Below are 16,596 nucleotides of genomic sequence, written 5' to 3'. Positions count from 1 at the left end.
ACGACATTTTCCGACGCAAAGGTGCTAACCTGAAGCAAGGCGAAAGCCCTTGATCGATAAGAGCGAAAGGCGATGAACGATGATAAACCTTTCCTCACATGGGAAAGGTTTTTTTTGATAACAGAAAAAAGTATTCTTCATTAGAGTTTTACCAGGACAAGCATGTGGTAAAGGTACATAATACTTCTGTTCACAAAATATGCCAACGTGATTTTCTAAAGGTCATACTTTGGGAAGAGTTCCGGATCAAATGAATGAACATGAATATGAGGAGGAAGCTTTTAATTATGTCTAAAAAACGTCTTTTTACTTCAGAATCTGTAACAGAAGGCCATCCAGATAAGATCTGTGACCAAATTTCAGATTCAATTCTTGATGCAATTATTGCAAAAGATCCAAATGCACGTGTAGCGTGTGAAACTTCTGTTACTACTGGTTTAGTGTTAGTTGCAGGAGAAATTACAACAAGTACGTATGTAGATATCCCAAAAATTGTCCGTGAAACAATTAAAGACATTGGTTACACTCGTGCTAAGTATGGTTTTGATGCGGAAACATGTGCTGTATTAACATCAATCGATGAGCAATCAGCAGATATCGCTATGGGTGTTGACCAAGCTCTAGAAGCTCGTGAAGGTCAAATGTCTGATGAAGAAATTGAAGCAATTGGTGCAGGTGACCAAGGTTTAATGTTTGGATTTGCATGTAATGAAACAAAAGAATTAATGCCACTTCCAATTTCTTTAGCACATAAATTATCACGTCGCTTAACTGAAGTTCGTAAAGATGAAATTCTTCCATACTTACGTCCTGATGGAAAAACACAGGTAACGGTTGAATATGATGAAAATAATAAACCAGTTCGTATTGATACAATCGTTATTTCAACTCAACATCATCCTGAAGTTACACTTGAGCAAATTCAACGTAACCTAAAAGAGTATGTTATTAACCCTGTTGTTCCAGCAGAATTAATTGATGAAGAAACAAAATACTTTATTAACCCAACAGGTCGCTTTGTTATTGGTGGACCACAAGGAGATGCTGGCTTAACTGGACGTAAAATCATCGTTGATACTTACGGTGGATATGCTCGTCACGGCGGTGGAGCATTCTCTGGTAAAGATGCAACAAAGGTTGACCGTTCTGCAGCATATGCAGCTCGTTATGTAGCGAAAAACATCGTTGCAGCTGGTTTAGCTGATAAATGTGAAGTTCAATTAGCGTATGCAATTGGTGTAGCACAGCCAGTATCTATTTCAATTGATACATTCGGAACAGGAAAAGTTTCTGAAGAAGTATTAGTAGAAGTTGTTCGCAGTAATTTCGATTTACGTCCTGCTGGAATCATTAAAATGCTTGACTTAAGACGTCCTATTTACAAACAAACTGCAGCTTACGGACATTTTGGCCGTAATGATCTTGATCTTCCTTGGGAAAGAACAGATAAAGCAGATGCTTTAAATAAAGCTGCATTACAATAAAGTATAAAAAGGTCTGATGTGAATGTTCACATCAGACCTTTTTTGTTAAGTTCATTTGGAAATACAAGCGTAACTGTAGTACCTTTGCCGAGCTTACTATGGAATTCCATTCTGCCCCCGTGCAAAAGAACTAATTGTTTTACAATTGCTAGTCCTAACCCAGTACCGCCTTCTTTACGGTTTCTTGCTTTATCTGTACGATAAAAACGTTCACCAATATGCATAATCTCTTCTTCTGACATCCCCATTCCATTATCAGAAATAGAAAAGAAGATGCTTTCTTGATCTTGTGTGGAAGAGAGTGAGATCGTTCCAGGTTTATCTGAGTATCTTATTGCGTTTTCAAGAAGGTTATATATAATTTGTTGCAGTCGGTCAGGACTACCAATAATAATGATTTCATCGTCTAAGTGTTGCTGAAGCATTAAGTGTTTTTCTTGAAGACGATGATCAAATCGATCCACAGTGTCATTAACTAATTGTGAGAATGCAATAGGTTCCTTTATTAAAGGGTAATTTTCTCCTTCAAGCTGAGCTAAATCTAATAAATCATTAACAAGTCTTTGCATTCTCTCAGATTCACGCTGAATAAGGGAAAGGTATTTTTCAGCTTCATCCTCAGTTTCATAAAGTTTTTCTTGAAGAACCCCACTATAACCCTTTACATAACTTAACGGAGTTCTTAGTTCATGGGCGACGTTGGCTAAGAAGTCTTTTTTCTTTTGATCTGACTGATCCAATGCCTCTGACATCTGATTAAAGGTTTTGGCTAATCCACCAATTTCATCTGATGTTCTTACAGGAATTCGATTTTTGAAGTTTCCTTTAGCAAGTTCTTTTGCATATTTTCTCATCTCATGGATAGGTTGCAAAAACGTATTGCTCATTGAATTCACGATTTTAAAGATAACTAAAAAGAAAATGATGCCAACTGCAATTAACAAAGGTGTTGTTCTATTAAAAACTTCTTCTATAGGAGCAAGCGGTAAATAAAGATAAATGATACCGACTAATTTATTTTCATCAAGTAAGGGTACGACAACACCCATGATTTGTCGGTCAAATCTTTCTTCATAGCCTATCTTGATTAAATGCTCTCCACGTAATAAGTTCCTTCGCTCTTCTTCGCTAATTAACCCCTCATGATTAATTTCAAATGGTAAACATGCACTCAATTCTCTTGGGTTATTAACCAATAAAATCTCTGATTCACTAATTGTGTTATACCAATTAAGATGGGACTTAAACTCATCTGAAATTTCGCCTGATGTGTAACTACTTTTTAGCTTTAATCCTTCATCTAGAAGAGATTGCTCCACTTCATTTACATAAAGATTTCGATACAAATAATGAATAAATAAAAATGAAAACAAGATTGAAACACAAAGGATAACAGCAAACAATAGGCGGATTTTTGTTTTTAACGAACTAGATGACCAGTTACATTTCGGCTTCAAATTTATAGCCAACCCCCCAAACTGTTTGTATACTGTTTGCTGCTGCATCTAACTTTAGTCTTAATGTTTTGATATGGGTATCAACCGTTCTTTCACTTCCTGTATAATCAATTCCCCAAATCTTCTCAAGTAAATGCTCTCTGGAGAAAACTTGTGATTTATGAGTTGCAAGAAATAAAAGTAATTCGTACTCTTTGAGTGTTAAGGATAAGGGTTTTTCATAACAAAATGCTTTTCTTGATTTTAATTCAAAGGAGATTGAACCAAAGTTTTGTCGATTATCTTGGAGTTGGTTTGCATGATTGCTTGTTCTCCTTAGTACGGCTTCCACCCTTGCTAGCAGTTCACCTGTACTGAAAGGCTTAACAATATAATCATCTGCCCCTAATTTAAGACCATGTATACGATCCCATTCGTCACCACGCGCTGTTAAGAATATAATCGGAATGCTATATTCTTCTTGAATTTGCTTTGCAAGTGTAAATCCATCTATTTTTGGCATCATCACATCTAAGAGAATCAAATGTGGTGAAAATTGAGGAAGGAACTTTAATGCTTCATCACCATCCTCAGCTTGTAAAACATCATATCCTTCTTTTCGTAAATAAAGATTTACTAATTCTCTCATTTCAGGTTCATCATCAACGACTAAAATCTTTTTATTTAGCATTAGCTGTTCCCTCTCTTGCGATTAACTGTAAAGGACCATCACCAACTGGTATGGTATCTATTTTCTTGAAACGATTAAGATCTATGATTTCCACTTCATTTGCGTCATAGTTGCTAATATATAAATTATTATTATATAACGTCATTGAAAAGGGGTTTGCACCTACCTCGATAGAACGGAGAATTTGATGGGAGTTACTATCAATTTCCCTTAATATATTAGAGCCATGACTTAAAACATAAACCTTGCCATCTTTTGTTATAAAATCAATTGGCATCAAAGGTGCATGAACGGTTGCTTTTAATTGTTGGGTTGTAAGGTCATAAATATATATATCTTCTTGGATGTGAACTCCTGAGCCATGGCCGCCGAGCCAAAGTTCTTGTTTCTCCGTTATAAATCCACCAGCTGCTCCATCATGAGTAGGAATCGTTCCTTCCATTTCTAACTGATTCTTAGAAAGAATCGCAATACTTGGTTGATCAAGATAACTAACGTACAAATGATGCTGATTTTCAAATATTGCAAATGGTGTGTGCTCCACCGTTGTTTCTTTCAAACGTTTACCATCTAAATTAAACATTTTTATTTTATTGGTTTGTTGATCAGCCAGATATAAGTTTTTTTTAGAAGATAGAAGACCGGTTTCTATTCCCTCACCAATTTCCCACTCTTTGCTCTTGCCTGTTGAAAGTTGGTATACATAACCCTTTGATGATTCTTTATTTAATAATAGAAGTTTGTCATTCGATAACAGGATTCCACTTTTAAATGGATGCGGTACTTCCCAGATCATTTTTTCTTTTGTATCAGCATCTATAAAAGTAATAGACTGGTCGTATATATTCAAACTTGCAATGACAGATTTAGATAATGGGATTTTGGGTAATGTAGGTTCTGTAGAACAGGAGACCATTAGGAGTAGAAGAATGGTCCCAAAGATTAATCGTTTCATTGATATTCCTCTCAAATTCTTATTTTTATTATAGTGTAGGTAAGGCATTCATTTGGATGGTATAGTGATTATTATAACTTGAAAATGTGAATAATGAATGAAGTCATAAAGTCATATTGTTTTACTTCATAAAAATATCACATTTGTTCGCTATCTTTAAAGAGTAGGAGGGGAATAAGAATGAAGCTTAAGATAGTGATAAGTATAAGTATCCTAGCGATAAGTGTACTTCTTGCAGCAGGCTGCCAGCAATCTTCTGAACATCAGCATACTAATCATTCAGAAGAAGTTGAAGTGAAGGCACCCAAAGTTGAAATACTAGCAAATGTTCATACAAATACAAATCAAGAAGAAACAATTAGTGCGAATGTATATTACGGTGAAGAACTTGTTGACGATGCTGAAGTAACATTTGAAATTAAAAAAGGTGAAGAAGAATCCGAGAAGATGTTGGCGGAACTAACAGATACCGGTACTTATTCAATTGATTATATTTTCGCTGACCCTGGAGTTTATCAAGTAACAGCACATACAAATGTAAAAGGATACCACACAATGCCAACGATCGATATTCAAGTTGGTGAAGGTACCTGATCATTCAAAGAAACAAGAAACTGAATTGTGTCAGAGGACATTAAAAAAGCAAAGGAGACATTTTAAAAATACTCCTTTGCTTTTTTAATGTTTCTTATATTATTCAGCAAACCTCATGCATAACGAATAAACTTCTTTTCAATTAATGCATCTTCATATTCTTTAAGTAGTCCTTCAAAAATTTGATCCCATGTTTGAGAAAGAGCATATTGACGTGCCTCTTTTCCCATTTGAGTTTTTAAAGAATGATTTGTTAATAAATGAATAATAGCATTTGTGAATTGCTCCACATTCCTTGGTTCACATAAATGTCCGGTTTGATTTTCCTTAATAATGTTTTTAACTCCACCAGAATTAGCTCCTATGACTGGTGTACCTGATGCAAGGGCTTCTAAAACGACATTTCCGAATGTTTCCGTTGGAGATGGAAAGACAAATACATCCGATGCAGCGTATACTTTTGCGAGATCCACACCATTTAAGTAGCCGGCAAATGTCATGTTTTCAGGAGCCTTCTTTTGCATATCTTCTTTAGATGGTCCATCTCCTACAATTAACCAATGAATATGATTCTTCATATCCTGAGGAAGGCTTAGCGTGATGTTCATAAGAGTTTCAATATCCTTTTCAGGAGCTAAACGGCCAACATAGGATAAAATATATTTTTCTTTAATATGATATTTATTACGAATTTCTTCATTAGGGTAATTAGGATGAAATAATTGACACTCGACTCCCCTTCCCCAAATATGAAGGTTGGAAAACCCTTTTCGCTTTAATTGTTCCAGTGTCTCTTTAGATGGAACAAAGATTTTACTTAGAGGTTTGTGAAACCAATGCATATACTTCCAAAGAAACTTAGATAGAAATTGAAAATCATAGTACTCCAAATATTGATCAAAATCAGTGTGGTAGGATCCAACAAGCGGGATGTTTAGTTTTTTAGCATAATGCAGTCCGCAAAGACCTATATTAAAAGGTGTGGCAACATGGATTAAATCTGGCTTGAATTTTTGGAGCTCTGACTTTACATGTAGCATATTGGGAAGAGCTAATCTACATTCAGGATACAAAAAAAATGGTAAGCTTGTGAAACGGTGAATATGACTTGAAAACAAGCTTTCATTTGTACTTTCTGGTGCAAAAACTCTAAATTCATAGCCGTTTTTTTCGAGATAGTCTGTAAATCTCTTTAATGTTCTTGCAACCCCATTTACATCAGGTGCAAAAGTATCTGTGAAAATAGCTATTCTCATATAAATCCCCCCAGTTACTAAAAAGTGAAAGGTACCATTAATGAGTTTCTATTTTTATGTTCATACTTAGGTTAAAGAAAGCCCTTATACAATATTTCATGGCAAATTGTGTAGCTAACAAATCCAGCAGAGCTTCCAAGTAAACATCCAGCCAGAACATCTGAAGGGTAATGTAAGCCAAGATACATTCTTGATAAACCTACACTTATAGCAACTGGTAAAAGAATAAGTGCAAATTGTGGCATAAATAAAATAAATGGAATGATAACAGAAAAAATAGCAGTTGTATGTCCTGATGGAAAGGAATGATCTTCCAATGGATTTGCAGGTACTTTTGTTTCTACAAGTGCAATGTAAGGTCTTTTACGTGGATACAGTTTTTTAACCATAGCCACGGGAAGATGGCTTAAAAGAAGTGATAATCCACTAGCAATGCTTGTAGTTTGTACGTTACCTTTTGTGAAAAACATAAGACAAAGACAAACCGTGATTGTGATAATAGCTCCACCAAGATGTGTAATATTGCGAAAATAGAAATTTAGAATCTTTTGATCAAAATGACGGTTTACACTTCGAAACAGCCTGCATTCAAAATCATACATGTTCGATAAAAGCCTTGTTTTCATCTTAGGAACGCTCCTTTTTTTTACCCCTTTACTATTATTTTAGTTGATGATTATTTAGTTAATAATAAGATAATGTAAAAAATTGCTTCACATAATTTTCAAAAAATTAATGATAGCTAAATAAACATTATGAAATGAAATTATTTTCTTAAGATAGGTATAATATGTAAGAAGTAGAGGCATTTGTGTCTGTCCTGAGTCATTTTTAAACAATTTATGAAAGAAGATTTTGAAAGTGGTATGGAAAGGTAGAGGGTGGTAACATAATAAGAAAGATTAGAAAAACTTGGCTTATCGCCAAGTTTCATTGGTGAATTTTTTATTCTTTAAAAAGACTTTATGTAATGTGCAAATCCATAAAAATTATTCATGGTGCCTATTTTTTTATGGATTTATAATATTGTCCTTTTTCAACATATTCACGACGGATTCGTTCCATATCTTTTATATCTTCTTGAGTTAGTGATCTTACAACCTTTGCTGGTCGACCAAGAGCAAGCGTGTTAGGGGGTATTTTTTTTCCGGGAGGAACAAGACTACCTGCTCCAATAAAGGCTCCTTCACCAATTTCTGCACCATCTAAAATGATGGAACCCATACCAATTAAAGCTTTCTTGCGAATAATGCTACTATGTAGAACGACACTATGGCCAACAGTCACGTCATCTTCGAGGATTAGTGGTTTGTTAGGACTTTGATGAAGACAACATAAATCCTGAATATTCACACGCTTACCTATAATTGTTGGTGAAACATCTCCGCGGATGACTGTTTGAAACCATATGCTTGATTCATCTCCGACAATTACATCACCGGTAATTGTTACATAATCTGCAATGAAAGCTGATTCAGAGATTTGGGGCTCTTTGTCTTTAAATGGATAAATCATGTTTGTCATTCCTTTCTAATGGAAAGAATATACTTTTATTCGTTTATTATACCACTGGTTTATAATACTAAAATGTTGATTTCCATAGATATTTAAAAAGAGAAGATAGTGAAAGGAGAGGCAGCATTATGTGGAAATGGGAAGCTGAAACAGATGATGTAAAGGGATGTATTGTTATTGTCCATGGAGCTGCTGAACATCATGGTCGCTATAAAATGCTTGTAGAAATGTGGAGATTAGCTGGATATCATGTTGTAATCGGTGATTTACCAGGTCAAGGAACTACAACCAGAAGAAGAGGACACATAGAATCTTTTGATGAATATATAAAAGAAGTGAATGAGTGGATTACGGAAGCAAAGAAATTTGGTGCTCCGCTATTTTTATTAGGTCATAGCATGGGAGGCCTTATTGTTATTCGTGCCTTGCAGGAAAAGCATCATGATGTGAAGGCAGTAATTCTATCGTCTCCTTGCTTGGGAATATTATTTAAACCTAATAAGGCGCTTGAGCTTGCTTCAAGAGGCTTGAATTTAATTATGCCATCTTTTAAAGTACAGTCACAATTGAATGTTGGTCTTGCTACTCGAAGTAAAGCTGTACAGGAGATTGATGAAAATGATTCTTTATATGTGACAAAGGTTTCCGTAAGATGGTACCGTGAGTTAATAAAGGCTATGGAAGAAGCACAAAATCAGGTTGGTAAATTTCAGGATGTACCGTTACTACTTATGCAAGGCGGCGCAGACAAGATTGTTGACAAGTCACTTGTGAAAGCATGGTTTAACAAAGTAGATCTTCATGAGAAAAATTATAAAGAGTGGAAAGGGCTTTATCATGAAATTTTTAATGAGCCAGAGCAAGAAATAGTTTTTGAAACGGCGAAGAGGTTTTTTGACGCCCATTCACATGATCAAAAGTAAAACACTATAAAATGCTTTAACTTTATTCTATATACAAGAGGTGACAACCCCTTTGACAGTACCCCAGCATCCGATTAGGTTAATGACTAAGGTATATAAAGAAATATTTCCCATCACCCATTTTTATATAAAGCATTGGAAAGAGAAAGCAGAAAGCATACCGAATAGGGAATTAAGGATACAAGCATTAAATAGTATACAGGAAAAAGAGTTTCACTGTGAAGGTGGAGCAATTTTATCAATGATTTCAGGTCAGCATAAACAGCAATGCATCGAATTTATTGTTGCTTATCAAACAATAAGTGATTATCTAGATAATCTTTGTGATCGAAGTACTTCTCTGGATCCTGTTGATTTTCGCATGCTTCACCAGTCTATGTTAGATGCTTTATCATGCGGTGCTCCTTGTAAAAATTATTACCAATTTAGGGAAGATCAGGATGATGGTGGCTATCTTCATGAGTTAGTTCAAACATGTCAAAATGTTTTATCGGACTTACAACACTATCCTTTGATATCAAAGTATTTACTAGAATTATCAAATTATTATTGCGATCTTCAGGTACATAAGCATGTTAAAAAGGATGAACGAGTGTCACGCCTTGAGGATTGGTTTGAACGACATAGAGGAAATGTACCCCAAATGGAATGGTATGAGTTTTCAGCTTGTACAGGATCAACTCTTGGTATTTTTTGTTTAGTAGCATATGCTTTTCAAGAAGGGTTTGAAGAGAATCAAGCTAAACAAATAATGGACAGCTATTTCCCTTATATCCAGGGTCTTCATATTCTGCTCGATTATTTAATTGACCAAGAAGAGGATCAACAGGGTGGAGACTTGAATTTTTGTAGCTATTATTCGTCAGAAGAAGTCATGATCAATAGATTGGAGTACTTCGTTGAGAAGGCAGATATTCACTTGAAAGGGATTCCACATGAGAATTTTCATCGCTTGATTAATCGGGGATTACTTGGAGTGTATTTATCAGATGATAAGGTTGCATCAAGGAAAGAGCTTAATAAATTAGCAAAAAGATTAATAAAGTTAGGTGGAATAACCTCTTTTTTCTTTTATTTTAATGGAAGAGCATATCGTACAATTCAAAAATTCCCTTGGAAAAAAAGTTCCTAATGAACTAAAAGGCGCCTAATGAGGGCGCCTCTAACATTTTTCAATCGCAACAATATATGGTGGATTATTTTGTTTGTTTATAAATTGATATTTTAAAACATGAGCTACACTTGAATCGATTCTTTCAACAAAGCTCATAAGCTCGTCTCGTTCTATCTTTCCTTCAGGATGACCATGATAAACAACAATGACAATCATTCCTTCAGGTTTCATCACATGTAACAGCTGTTTAATAGCTGATATTGTTGTTTCAAAATTCGTAACAATAGAAGGATCTCCACCTGGTAAATAACCTAGATTAAACATAGCCCCACTTATAAGCCCATGCTTTTCTTCAGGTATAACTGATGAAATAAAATGGTGTCCTTGTTGAGAAAGTGTGACTCTTTCTTGAAGGTTATTTGTTTTCAGTCGTTCCACTGTATTGAGAAGAGCCTGTTCTTGAATATCAAATCCGTAAACATGACCTTGTTTTCCAACGAGTTGTGCTAGAAAAACAGTATCGTGACCATTACCAATTGTAGCATCAACAACAATATCTCCCTCATTAATTGCTTCTTCTAATAATTGTTTGGCAAAAGGCAATATACGTTTTAACTTCATTAAGAAAGTACCTCTGTTTTACGATAATATTTTCCTTGAAAGCTATTTCTTCGTTTTAATTCGGCATCAATCGAATTTAAAACATTCCACTTGTTTACACTCCACATAGGCCCAATCATAAGATCAATCGGCCCATCACCTGTAATACGATGAACAATCATCTCGGGTGGAAGTAATTCCAATTGATCACAAACAAGATTCACATATTCTTCTAAACCTAAAAACTCAAGCTTTCCTTTTTCGTATTGTTTAACCATAGGTGTTCCTTTTAATAAGTGTAAAAGGTGGATTTTAATTCCTTGCACATCAAGGTTTGCAACTGCTTTTGCGGTTTCCATCATCATTTCATTATTTTCTAGTGGTAATCCGTTAATAATATGAGAACACACTCTAATTCCGTGTTTACGTAATTTTTTCACGCCATCAACATAGCATTGAAAATCATGGGCACGATTAATGAGAAGGGCTGTTCGTTCGTGAACAGTTTGCAAACCAAGCTCAACCCAAAGATACGTACGCTGATTTAATTCTGCCAAGTATTCAACCACATCATCAGGTAAACAATCTGGTCGTGTTGCAATAGAAAGACCTACCACATCTTCTTGAGCGAGAACAGATTCAAACTTTTCTCTTAACACTTCTACCGGAGCATGTGTATTTGTATAGGCTTGAAAATAAGCCATATACTTTCCGTTCTTCCATTTTGTATGCATTTTATCTTTGATTTCATGAAATTGCGTAATAAGATGATCTGCACGATTACCTGCAAAATCACCAGACCCTGCAGCACTACAAAAGGTGCAACCACCATGTGCAACAGTACCATCTCGATTAGGACAATCAAAACCTCCATCTAAAGCAACCTTAAAAACCTTATGTCCAAAGTGCTGACGTAAATGATAATTCCATGTATGATAACGTTTATTATCCGTAGAATAGGCAAATGAAGAGGATTGCTTCAAAATAGAAACCTCCTTTAATAGTATGTCAAATTTCCATCTAATCATTTTACCATTTAAGCTTCAGGAAAGACAGATTACTTGATGGCTTTCCATATATTTGAACACAAGTTTTTTCATCCGTTGTAAACAATATAACTGATGAAGCTTCAATTGACTTCATATCGTTTGGAGGAGATGGACATGGCAACAAGACAATCTGTTAATGAATATTTACAACGCTGTACGGACGCAATTGAATATGCTCGTGAACAATATAAAACTGGAGCACAACAAGAGCATTATAATGAAACAGAATATACAAAAGCACTTCAAGGACTAGAGGATTCTGTTAACGAAATTAATCATCTTTCATTAAGTGCAAATGATCAGCAACAAGATCAGCTTTATCGTATGAGATTACAACTTCAAGAACTTCAAAATAAGATGATTCTTAAAGGGGATGCTGAGCGATGAAAAAACGATCAAAGCAAAATAACCCTGAGCAGAAAACAAAAAACGGTGTTAACAGCAATGATCTAGAGCTTGGTCAGGATTATGATCCAATTAAAGAAACAAAAGCTAAAAATGCAAAAAAGGGTCAGCCAATTAAATCTAAGCAGAGAGTAGAAGACGAATGATAAAAGGGCCAACTGGTCCTTTTTTTATTTTCGGAAAAAATATCTGTATTTTATTGACAATTTTAAAGAGTTGGCGTAATGTACAAAGTGTACTACATGATGTAATACACATAGATCAATATAAAATGATAAGAAAGTAGGGAGAAACGATGATCCAAATAGATCCGAGAAGTTCAACTCCCATTTATGAGCAAATTATTCAGCAGATGAAGGAGCTATGTTTTAAAGGGGTATTAAAGTCTGGTGACAAGCTTCCATCTGTTCGAGAATTATCCACCATGATTGTTGCAAACCCAAACACTGTTAGTAAGGCTTATAAGGAGCTTGAAAGACAAGGGATAATTGAGACATTACGTGGGCGTGGAACCTTTGTGTCAGAAAATACGGGAGAATCACTAGATGAAAGGAAGATGGAAATGATTAAGGACCAATTAAAGCCGCTAATTATTGATGCGTTTTATGCTGGTATTGACTTTAACTATATTCATGAGTGGATTGATGAAATCAGGAAGGAAGTAGGGGGGGATTCCCATGCTACAAATAAAAAAACTGACAAAAACACTTGATGGAGTTGAGGTTCTTAAAGAGATTGACCTTACTCTTGAATCAGGCGAAATTTTTGGCTTATTAGGAAGAAATGGTTCTGGAAAAACAACCTTATTACGGTGCATACAACAAATTATTCAACCAGAAAAGGGTGAAGTGCTGTTTGAAAATGTGTCCATTTTTGATCATCCTCTTGTAAAAAGAAAAGTGATATATATGCCAGTTCAAAATCCTGCCTATGATCGGTATAGCTATAAACAACTTGTTAGAACACTCCGTACACTCTATCCGGACTTTGATGTAACGTATGCAAATGAACTAATGAATCGCTACGGAGTACCAGAAACAAAAAATATCGTGAACTTTCCACAGGGTTAAAAAAACAATTGGGTCTTATTCTTGCATTTGCGATCCGTCCTGCTGTTATTTTACTTGACGAACCAACAGATGGAATTGATGCCGTAACAAGGCACGATCTTTTGCAATTAATGATTGATGAAGTTGCTCATAGAAATACGACTATCTTAATAACATCACACAGACTCGAAGACATAGAACGAATTTGTAATCGCATTGCCTTTTTAGAAGATAATCAGCTCACAGATGTACTGAATGTAGATGATTTAAAGGAGAATTATGTGAAATTACAATTGGCTTTCAATCAAGATTTAACGTTAGAGATGAGAAAGAGGGGCATTCCAATCTTAGAGTCCACCGGTGTTTTTTATACAGTTGTTATGAAACAGGAGGATCGGGAAAGTCATGAGTGGTTACGCTCACATGAACCTAAAATTTGGAATGAGCTTCCAGTAAGTTTGGAAGAAATCTTTATTGCAAAGTTTGGAGGGAAGCGAAGATGGTAGCTCCTGATTTATTAAAACATGAAATAAAGAAACATTGGGTTCAATTATTAATCATGGTCCTCTTTATTTCGTTTCTTCTGCCAGCACAAATATGGCTGGAATATTTAAATTTAATAAATATAAAGAATCTTCCCGAAGATTTAAAAGAGATTGATCTACAACATTTTGGTTCAGCATTTTTATTATGTGTGTTTGTTATAACACTAGCCATTGTGCAAATTGGTGTGGAGAGAAGTAATGGAAATATGGAATTTACTCTGACGCTGCCTTTTTCAAGGGGAAGTATTTACCTAACGAAATGGAGTGTAGGTGCCGTAAGTATTATTCTAAGTTGGGTCATTTCATTTACAATAACGGCTATACTAATCCTGTTTATAGATATTCCAGTTCTTTATTTTACAGAGTTTTATTTGTATTTATTGGGTGCATTGTTGCTACTGTATAGTGTTACATTTTCTGCGGGAGCGTTTACCGGTAACCCATTGGCTCAAGGATTAGTAGCATTTACAGTGAGTGTATTTCCGATTCTTGTATTTGGATTATCACTTATTCAAATTGGAATATTATTTTACCCTGAAGTTAACATTGATCGCTCATTTGAATCTGCTGTTTACAATCTATCACCTATTTCTTATTTGTTTTTTACGTATGGTCATTTTCCTGTTAAAAGTTTACTTTTACCTTTTATTAGTAGTTTACTATTTTTTAGTATTGGTTATTATGCTTTTCAAAAACATCCATTTGAACGAAACGGCTCATTCTTTGTGTGGAGATGGATGGAAAGACCTGCCCAAGTCATCGTTATCGTTCTAGGAATCTTAGGATTCAGTACATTGGGGTATATGTCTTCATCCCAAGAAGATATGGTCGGTTACATTATTGGAGCTGCAATCGGTGCAGGTATTGGATTTATCATTAGTTATTTTGCTATTTATAAAAAACAAAAATAAATGTAATGGAGGAGAAGGTATATGATTGAGGTTAAGAACTTGAGTCATTCCTTTAGAGTGGGAAAAAAAGGAACAGAAAAAGAAATTCCAGTTTTGAAAAATGTAACATTTAACATAAAGCAAGGTGAGATCGCGACAATTGTTGGTCGAAGTGGTTCTGGAAAATCCACTTTGCTGAATTTAATCTCAGGTTATATATCGCCTACTGAGGGCGAATTGATCATCCATGAAAACAATGTAACAAACTTTAATGAAAAAGAATGGGCAAAGTTTCGATTGAGTCACTTTGGTTTTATTTTTCAAAGCTTTCAGCTCATTCCAAGTTTAACGACATTTGAGAATGTGGAGCTTCCTCTTACCTTAAAAGGGGTACCTTCCCCTGAGCGAAAAAAACAAGTCATGGATTTATTACAAAATGTAGGTTTACATGAACACGCGAGTCACTATCCAAATGAATTATCGGGGGGACAACAACAACGCGTAAGTATTGCACGAGCATTAATTACAAAGCCAAGTATTATTCTTGCTGATGAACCAACTGGAAGTCTCGATACAGAAACTGAATTAGAAATATTAGATTTAATAAGAAGCTTAAACTTAGAAAAAGGAATTACATTTTGTATTATTACACACGATGATGAAGTAGCGAAAATAAGCAATCATCAATTTCATTTACAAGATGGAGTGCTGTCAAAAGGTGGTGCTTTCGTTGAAGTTTAATGATCAATTAAAACTTATGTTGAAAAATATGAAGAAAAATCGGCTTAGGGTTTTTATGACCATTTTAGCAACCACAATGGCATGTGCCTTTTTAATTGTTTTGGCTTCAATTGGGTTCGGTGTTCAAAAGAGCATGACGGAAGAAATACAATCGCAACAAATTATTACAGAAGTTTCTGTTTCAGGAAAACAAACGGAGAAGGAAGGATATCAACAAATTAATAAGGAGCATCTAAAAGAACTTAGTGAAACCGAAAATGTAACAGCGGTTGTCCGCCGTAACTCGATTGACCTTCCGGTGGAGGTTTCACTCGAGGACAGAAAAGGAGAAGTTTGGCCAACAATAACAAATATGCAAGAAGAGTTAAAGGCTAATTTATCATTGGAAAAAGGAAAAGTACCACAAGCGGATAATGAAATCATTGTTGGATATCATTTTGCCAAAGCTCTATTAACAGAAAATGAAAAAATTGAATATCAGAAGAAGATGGAATCTTCACCAAATGAGACTGTTAAAGAGCCAACAGGATACCAAGGAAATCTTGTAGGTAAAGAAATTACGATGACTATTACGAAAGAAACAGAAGAAGGAAAAGAAGAGAAAAAGTCATTTACTTTTAAAATTGCAGGAGTGGGAGAAGCACCTGCTCGGGACTGGATGCAGGATCAAAGCATCTATATAAATGACGTACTTCGAGAGGAGATTCTTTCCTTTGCAATGCCTTTAGAAGAAGGAAGTCAGGTGAGTGAAATTCCCTATAGTGAGGTTTTTGTCTATGCATCTAACTTGGAGGCAGTAGAACAGGTGACCACTGACCTTAAAGATAAAGATTATATGGTTTATTCAATAACGGAAGAATTAGATAGTATAAACTTATTTTTTACCTTTTTTAAGGCTGGATTAATATTTGTTGGAACAATCGCAGTTATTATAGCATCAATTGGGATCTTTAATACGATGACAATGGCTGTAACGGAAAGAACTCAAGAAATAGGAATTATGAAAGCGTTAGGTGCACAACCAGGAATTATTAGAAGATTGTTTTTAATGGAAAGTGCGTATATAGGAATTATCGGGGCAACCATTGGTGTACTCATTTCCTACGGTATTAGCTTTGCTGCTAACAAGATTTTACCAATTATTTTACAATCTGCTACAGGTGGAGGTACTAGTGAAATAGACTTTACATTTTCATATATTCCGATAAGTCTAGTTGTGATATCAGTAGCCATTAGTATTGGAGTAGCTATGATTTCCGGGCTGCGCCCAGCTGTTAAAGCAACAAATATCAATGTGCTAGCCGCTTTAAGAAGGGAACTATAAGCTCGTTCGAACTGCTGGCTTTATG

Annotated in this window: 18 protein-coding genes and 1 pseudogene; 11 read left to right on the top strand and 8 right to left on the bottom strand. The window is 35.2% G+C overall.

Going from position 1 to position 16,596, the window contains the following annotated elements:
- The first annotated feature begins 287 nt into the window (after positions 1-287).
- Positions 288-1,484, top strand: coding sequence for a methionine adenosyltransferase (metK, locus tag LPC09_RS19430; protein WP_098794921.1), 1,197 nt, complete (start codon positions 288-290; stop codon positions 1,482-1,484).
- 26 nt (positions 1,485-1,510) lie between these two features.
- Here the strand turns inward: metK and LPC09_RS19425 are convergent, their stop codons facing one another.
- The 3 genes from LPC09_RS19425 to LPC09_RS19415 are packed head-to-tail and all read right to left on the bottom strand — an operon-like array spanning position 1,511 to position 4,566.
- The gene (locus LPC09_RS19425; protein WP_231308058.1) at positions 1,511-2,941 is read right to left on the bottom strand and encodes a sensor histidine kinase; all 1,431 of its coding nucleotides are present in this window, start codon (positions 2,939-2,941) and stop codon (positions 1,511-1,513) included.
- Positions 2,925-3,611, bottom strand: coding sequence for a response regulator transcription factor (locus LPC09_RS19420; protein WP_098794923.1), 687 nt, complete (start codon positions 3,609-3,611; stop codon positions 2,925-2,927). The genes LPC09_RS19425 and LPC09_RS19420 overlap by 17 nt, the downstream gene beginning before the upstream one ends.
- On the bottom strand, positions 3,601-4,566 hold the full coding sequence (locus LPC09_RS19415) for a YncE family protein (RefSeq protein WP_098794924.1): 966 nt from the start codon (positions 4,564-4,566) through the stop codon (positions 3,601-3,603). Before LPC09_RS19415 ends, LPC09_RS19420 begins: the two co-directional genes overlap by 11 nt.
- Before the next feature lie 180 nt (positions 4,567-4,746).
- On the opposite strand from LPC09_RS19415, the gene LPC09_RS19410 reads away from it, so the two are divergent.
- Positions 4,747-5,160, top strand: a complete 414-nt coding sequence (locus LPC09_RS19410; RefSeq protein WP_098794925.1) for a FixH family protein — start codon at positions 4,747-4,749, stop codon at positions 5,158-5,160.
- 113 nt (positions 5,161-5,273) lie between these two features.
- Here LPC09_RS19410 and LPC09_RS19405 read toward each other — a convergent pair whose 3' ends face one another.
- The 3 genes from LPC09_RS19405 to LPC09_RS19395 form a co-directional block, all read right to left on the bottom strand.
- Positions 5,274-6,416, bottom strand: coding sequence for a glycosyltransferase family 4 protein (locus LPC09_RS19405; RefSeq protein WP_098794926.1), 1,143 nt, complete (start codon positions 6,414-6,416; stop codon positions 5,274-5,276).
- Positions 6,417-6,487: 71 nt separating this feature from the next.
- Complete coding sequence (locus LPC09_RS19400; protein ID WP_098794927.1) at positions 6,488-7,042, bottom strand: phosphatase PAP2 family protein; 555 nt, start codon at positions 7,040-7,042, stop codon at positions 6,488-6,490.
- Between the two features lie 376 nt (positions 7,043-7,418).
- Positions 7,419-7,931: a gamma carbonic anhydrase gene (locus LPC09_RS19395; protein ID WP_098794928.1), complete on the bottom strand. Its 513-nt coding sequence runs from the start codon at positions 7,929-7,931 to the stop codon at positions 7,419-7,421.
- Between the two features lie 128 nt (positions 7,932-8,059).
- On the opposite strand from LPC09_RS19395, the gene LPC09_RS19390 reads away from it, so the two are divergent.
- Positions 8,060-8,854 (top strand): alpha/beta hydrolase, encoded by a 795-nt coding sequence (locus tag LPC09_RS19390; protein ID WP_098794929.1) that lies wholly within the window; start codon positions 8,060-8,062, stop codon positions 8,852-8,854.
- A 52-nt stretch (positions 8,855-8,906) separates the two neighbouring features.
- Positions 8,907-9,986, top strand: a complete 1,080-nt coding sequence (locus LPC09_RS19385; protein ID WP_098794930.1) for a tetraprenyl-beta-curcumene synthase family protein — start codon at positions 8,907-8,909, stop codon at positions 9,984-9,986.
- Positions 9,987-10,016: 30 nt separating this feature from the next.
- On the opposite strand, the gene LPC09_RS19380 is transcribed toward LPC09_RS19385, so the two are convergent.
- Both LPC09_RS19380 and LPC09_RS19375 read right to left on the bottom strand, forming a co-directional pair.
- Positions 10,017-10,589 carry a tRNA 5-(aminomethyl)-2-thiouridylate-methyltransferase MnmM gene (locus tag LPC09_RS19380; protein ID WP_098794931.1) on the bottom strand — a complete coding sequence of 191 codons (573 nt, stop codon included), beginning with the start codon at positions 10,587-10,589 and terminating at the stop codon, positions 10,017-10,019.
- Positions 10,589-11,551, bottom strand: a complete 963-nt coding sequence (locus tag LPC09_RS19375; RefSeq protein ID WP_098794932.1) for a tRNA modification radical SAM protein MnmL/YtqA — start codon at positions 11,549-11,551, stop codon at positions 10,589-10,591. Before LPC09_RS19375 ends, LPC09_RS19380 begins: the two co-directional genes overlap by 1 nt.
- Before the next feature lie 180 nt (positions 11,552-11,731).
- Here LPC09_RS19375 and LPC09_RS19370 point away from each other — a divergent pair, with 180 nt between their 5' ends.
- The 7 genes and pseudogenes from LPC09_RS19370 (at position 11,732) to LPC09_RS19340 (ending at position 16,571) form a co-directional block, all read left to right on the top strand.
- Positions 11,732-12,004: a YtzC family protein gene (locus LPC09_RS19370; protein WP_098794933.1), complete on the top strand. Its 273-nt coding sequence runs from the start codon at positions 11,732-11,734 to the stop codon at positions 12,002-12,004.
- The gene (locus LPC09_RS19365; protein ID WP_098794934.1) at positions 12,001-12,168 is read left to right on the top strand and encodes a glycogen biosynthesis protein GlgD; all 168 of its coding nucleotides are present in this window, start codon (positions 12,001-12,003) and stop codon (positions 12,166-12,168) included. The genes LPC09_RS19370 and LPC09_RS19365 overlap by 4 nt, the downstream gene beginning before the upstream one ends.
- 149 nt (positions 12,169-12,317) lie before the next feature.
- Positions 12,318-12,734, top strand: a complete 417-nt coding sequence (locus LPC09_RS19360; protein ID WP_098794935.1) for a GntR family transcriptional regulator — start codon at positions 12,318-12,320, stop codon at positions 12,732-12,734.
- Positions 12,700-13,577 (top strand): annotated as a pseudogene (locus tag LPC09_RS19355) (ABC transporter ATP-binding protein). The gene LPC09_RS19360 and the pseudogene LPC09_RS19355 overlap by 35 nt, the downstream one beginning before the upstream one ends.
- Positions 13,571-14,527 (top strand): ABC transporter permease subunit, encoded by a 957-nt coding sequence (locus LPC09_RS19350; protein ID WP_231308057.1) that lies wholly within the window; start codon positions 13,571-13,573, stop codon positions 14,525-14,527. Before LPC09_RS19355 ends, LPC09_RS19350 begins: the two are co-directional and overlap by 7 nt.
- 21 nt (positions 14,528-14,548) lie before the next feature.
- Positions 14,549-15,247, top strand: a complete 699-nt coding sequence (locus LPC09_RS19345) for an ABC transporter ATP-binding protein (protein ID WP_098794938.1) — start codon at positions 14,549-14,551, stop codon at positions 15,245-15,247.
- Positions 15,237-16,571: an ABC transporter permease gene (locus LPC09_RS19340; protein ID WP_231308056.1), complete on the top strand. Its 1,335-nt coding sequence runs from the start codon at positions 15,237-15,239 to the stop codon at positions 16,569-16,571. The genes LPC09_RS19345 and LPC09_RS19340 overlap by 11 nt, the downstream gene beginning before the upstream one ends.
- Positions 16,572-16,596: the final 25 nt, after the last annotated feature.

Source organism: Metabacillus sp. B2-18 (assembly GCF_021117275.1).
Classification (GTDB): domain Bacteria; phylum Bacillota; class Bacilli; order Bacillales; family Bacillaceae; genus Metabacillus.
The sequence above is the reverse complement of the archived record's forward strand: the minus strand, read 5'-3'. Positions and strand labels throughout refer to the sequence as shown.

Bases quoted from the DNA above. Each gene is read 5' to 3' on its own strand.
- metK (WP_098794921.1), top strand. From the start codon at position 288: ATGTCTAAAAAACGTCTTTTTACTTCAGAATCTGTAACAGAAGGCCAT.
- LPC09_RS19420 (WP_098794923.1), bottom strand. From the start codon at position 3,611: ATGCTAAATAAAAAGATTTTAGTCGTTGATGATGAACCTGAAATGAGA.
- LPC09_RS19415 (WP_098794924.1), bottom strand. From the start codon at position 4,566: ATGAAACGATTAATCTTTGGGACCATTCTTCTACTCCTAATGGTCTCC.
- LPC09_RS19410 (WP_098794925.1), top strand. From the start codon at position 4,747: ATGAAGCTTAAGATAGTGATAAGTATAAGTATCCTAGCGATAAGTGTA.
- LPC09_RS19405 (WP_098794926.1), bottom strand. From the start codon at position 6,416: ATGAGAATAGCTATTTTCACAGATACTTTTGCACCTGATGTAAATGGG.
- LPC09_RS19400 (WP_098794927.1), bottom strand. From the start codon at position 7,042: ATGAAAACAAGGCTTTTATCGAACATGTATGATTTTGAATGCAGGCTG.
- LPC09_RS19395 (WP_098794928.1), bottom strand. From the start codon at position 7,931: ATGATTTATCCATTTAAAGACAAAGAGCCCCAAATCTCTGAATCAGCT.
- LPC09_RS19390 (WP_098794929.1), top strand. From the start codon at position 8,060: ATGTGGAAATGGGAAGCTGAAACAGATGATGTAAAGGGATGTATTGTT.
- LPC09_RS19380 (WP_098794931.1), bottom strand. From the start codon at position 10,589: ATGAAGTTAAAACGTATATTGCCTTTTGCCAAACAATTATTAGAAGAA.
- LPC09_RS19370 (WP_098794933.1), top strand. From the start codon at position 11,732: ATGGCAACAAGACAATCTGTTAATGAATATTTACAACGCTGTACGGAC.
- LPC09_RS19365 (WP_098794934.1), top strand. From the start codon at position 12,001: ATGAAAAAACGATCAAAGCAAAATAACCCTGAGCAGAAAACAAAAAAC.
- LPC09_RS19360 (WP_098794935.1), top strand. From the start codon at position 12,318: ATGATCCAAATAGATCCGAGAAGTTCAACTCCCATTTATGAGCAAATT.
- LPC09_RS19350 (WP_231308057.1), top strand. From the start codon at position 13,571: ATGGTAGCTCCTGATTTATTAAAACATGAAATAAAGAAACATTGGGTT.
- LPC09_RS19345 (WP_098794938.1), top strand. From the start codon at position 14,549: ATGATTGAGGTTAAGAACTTGAGTCATTCCTTTAGAGTGGGAAAAAAA.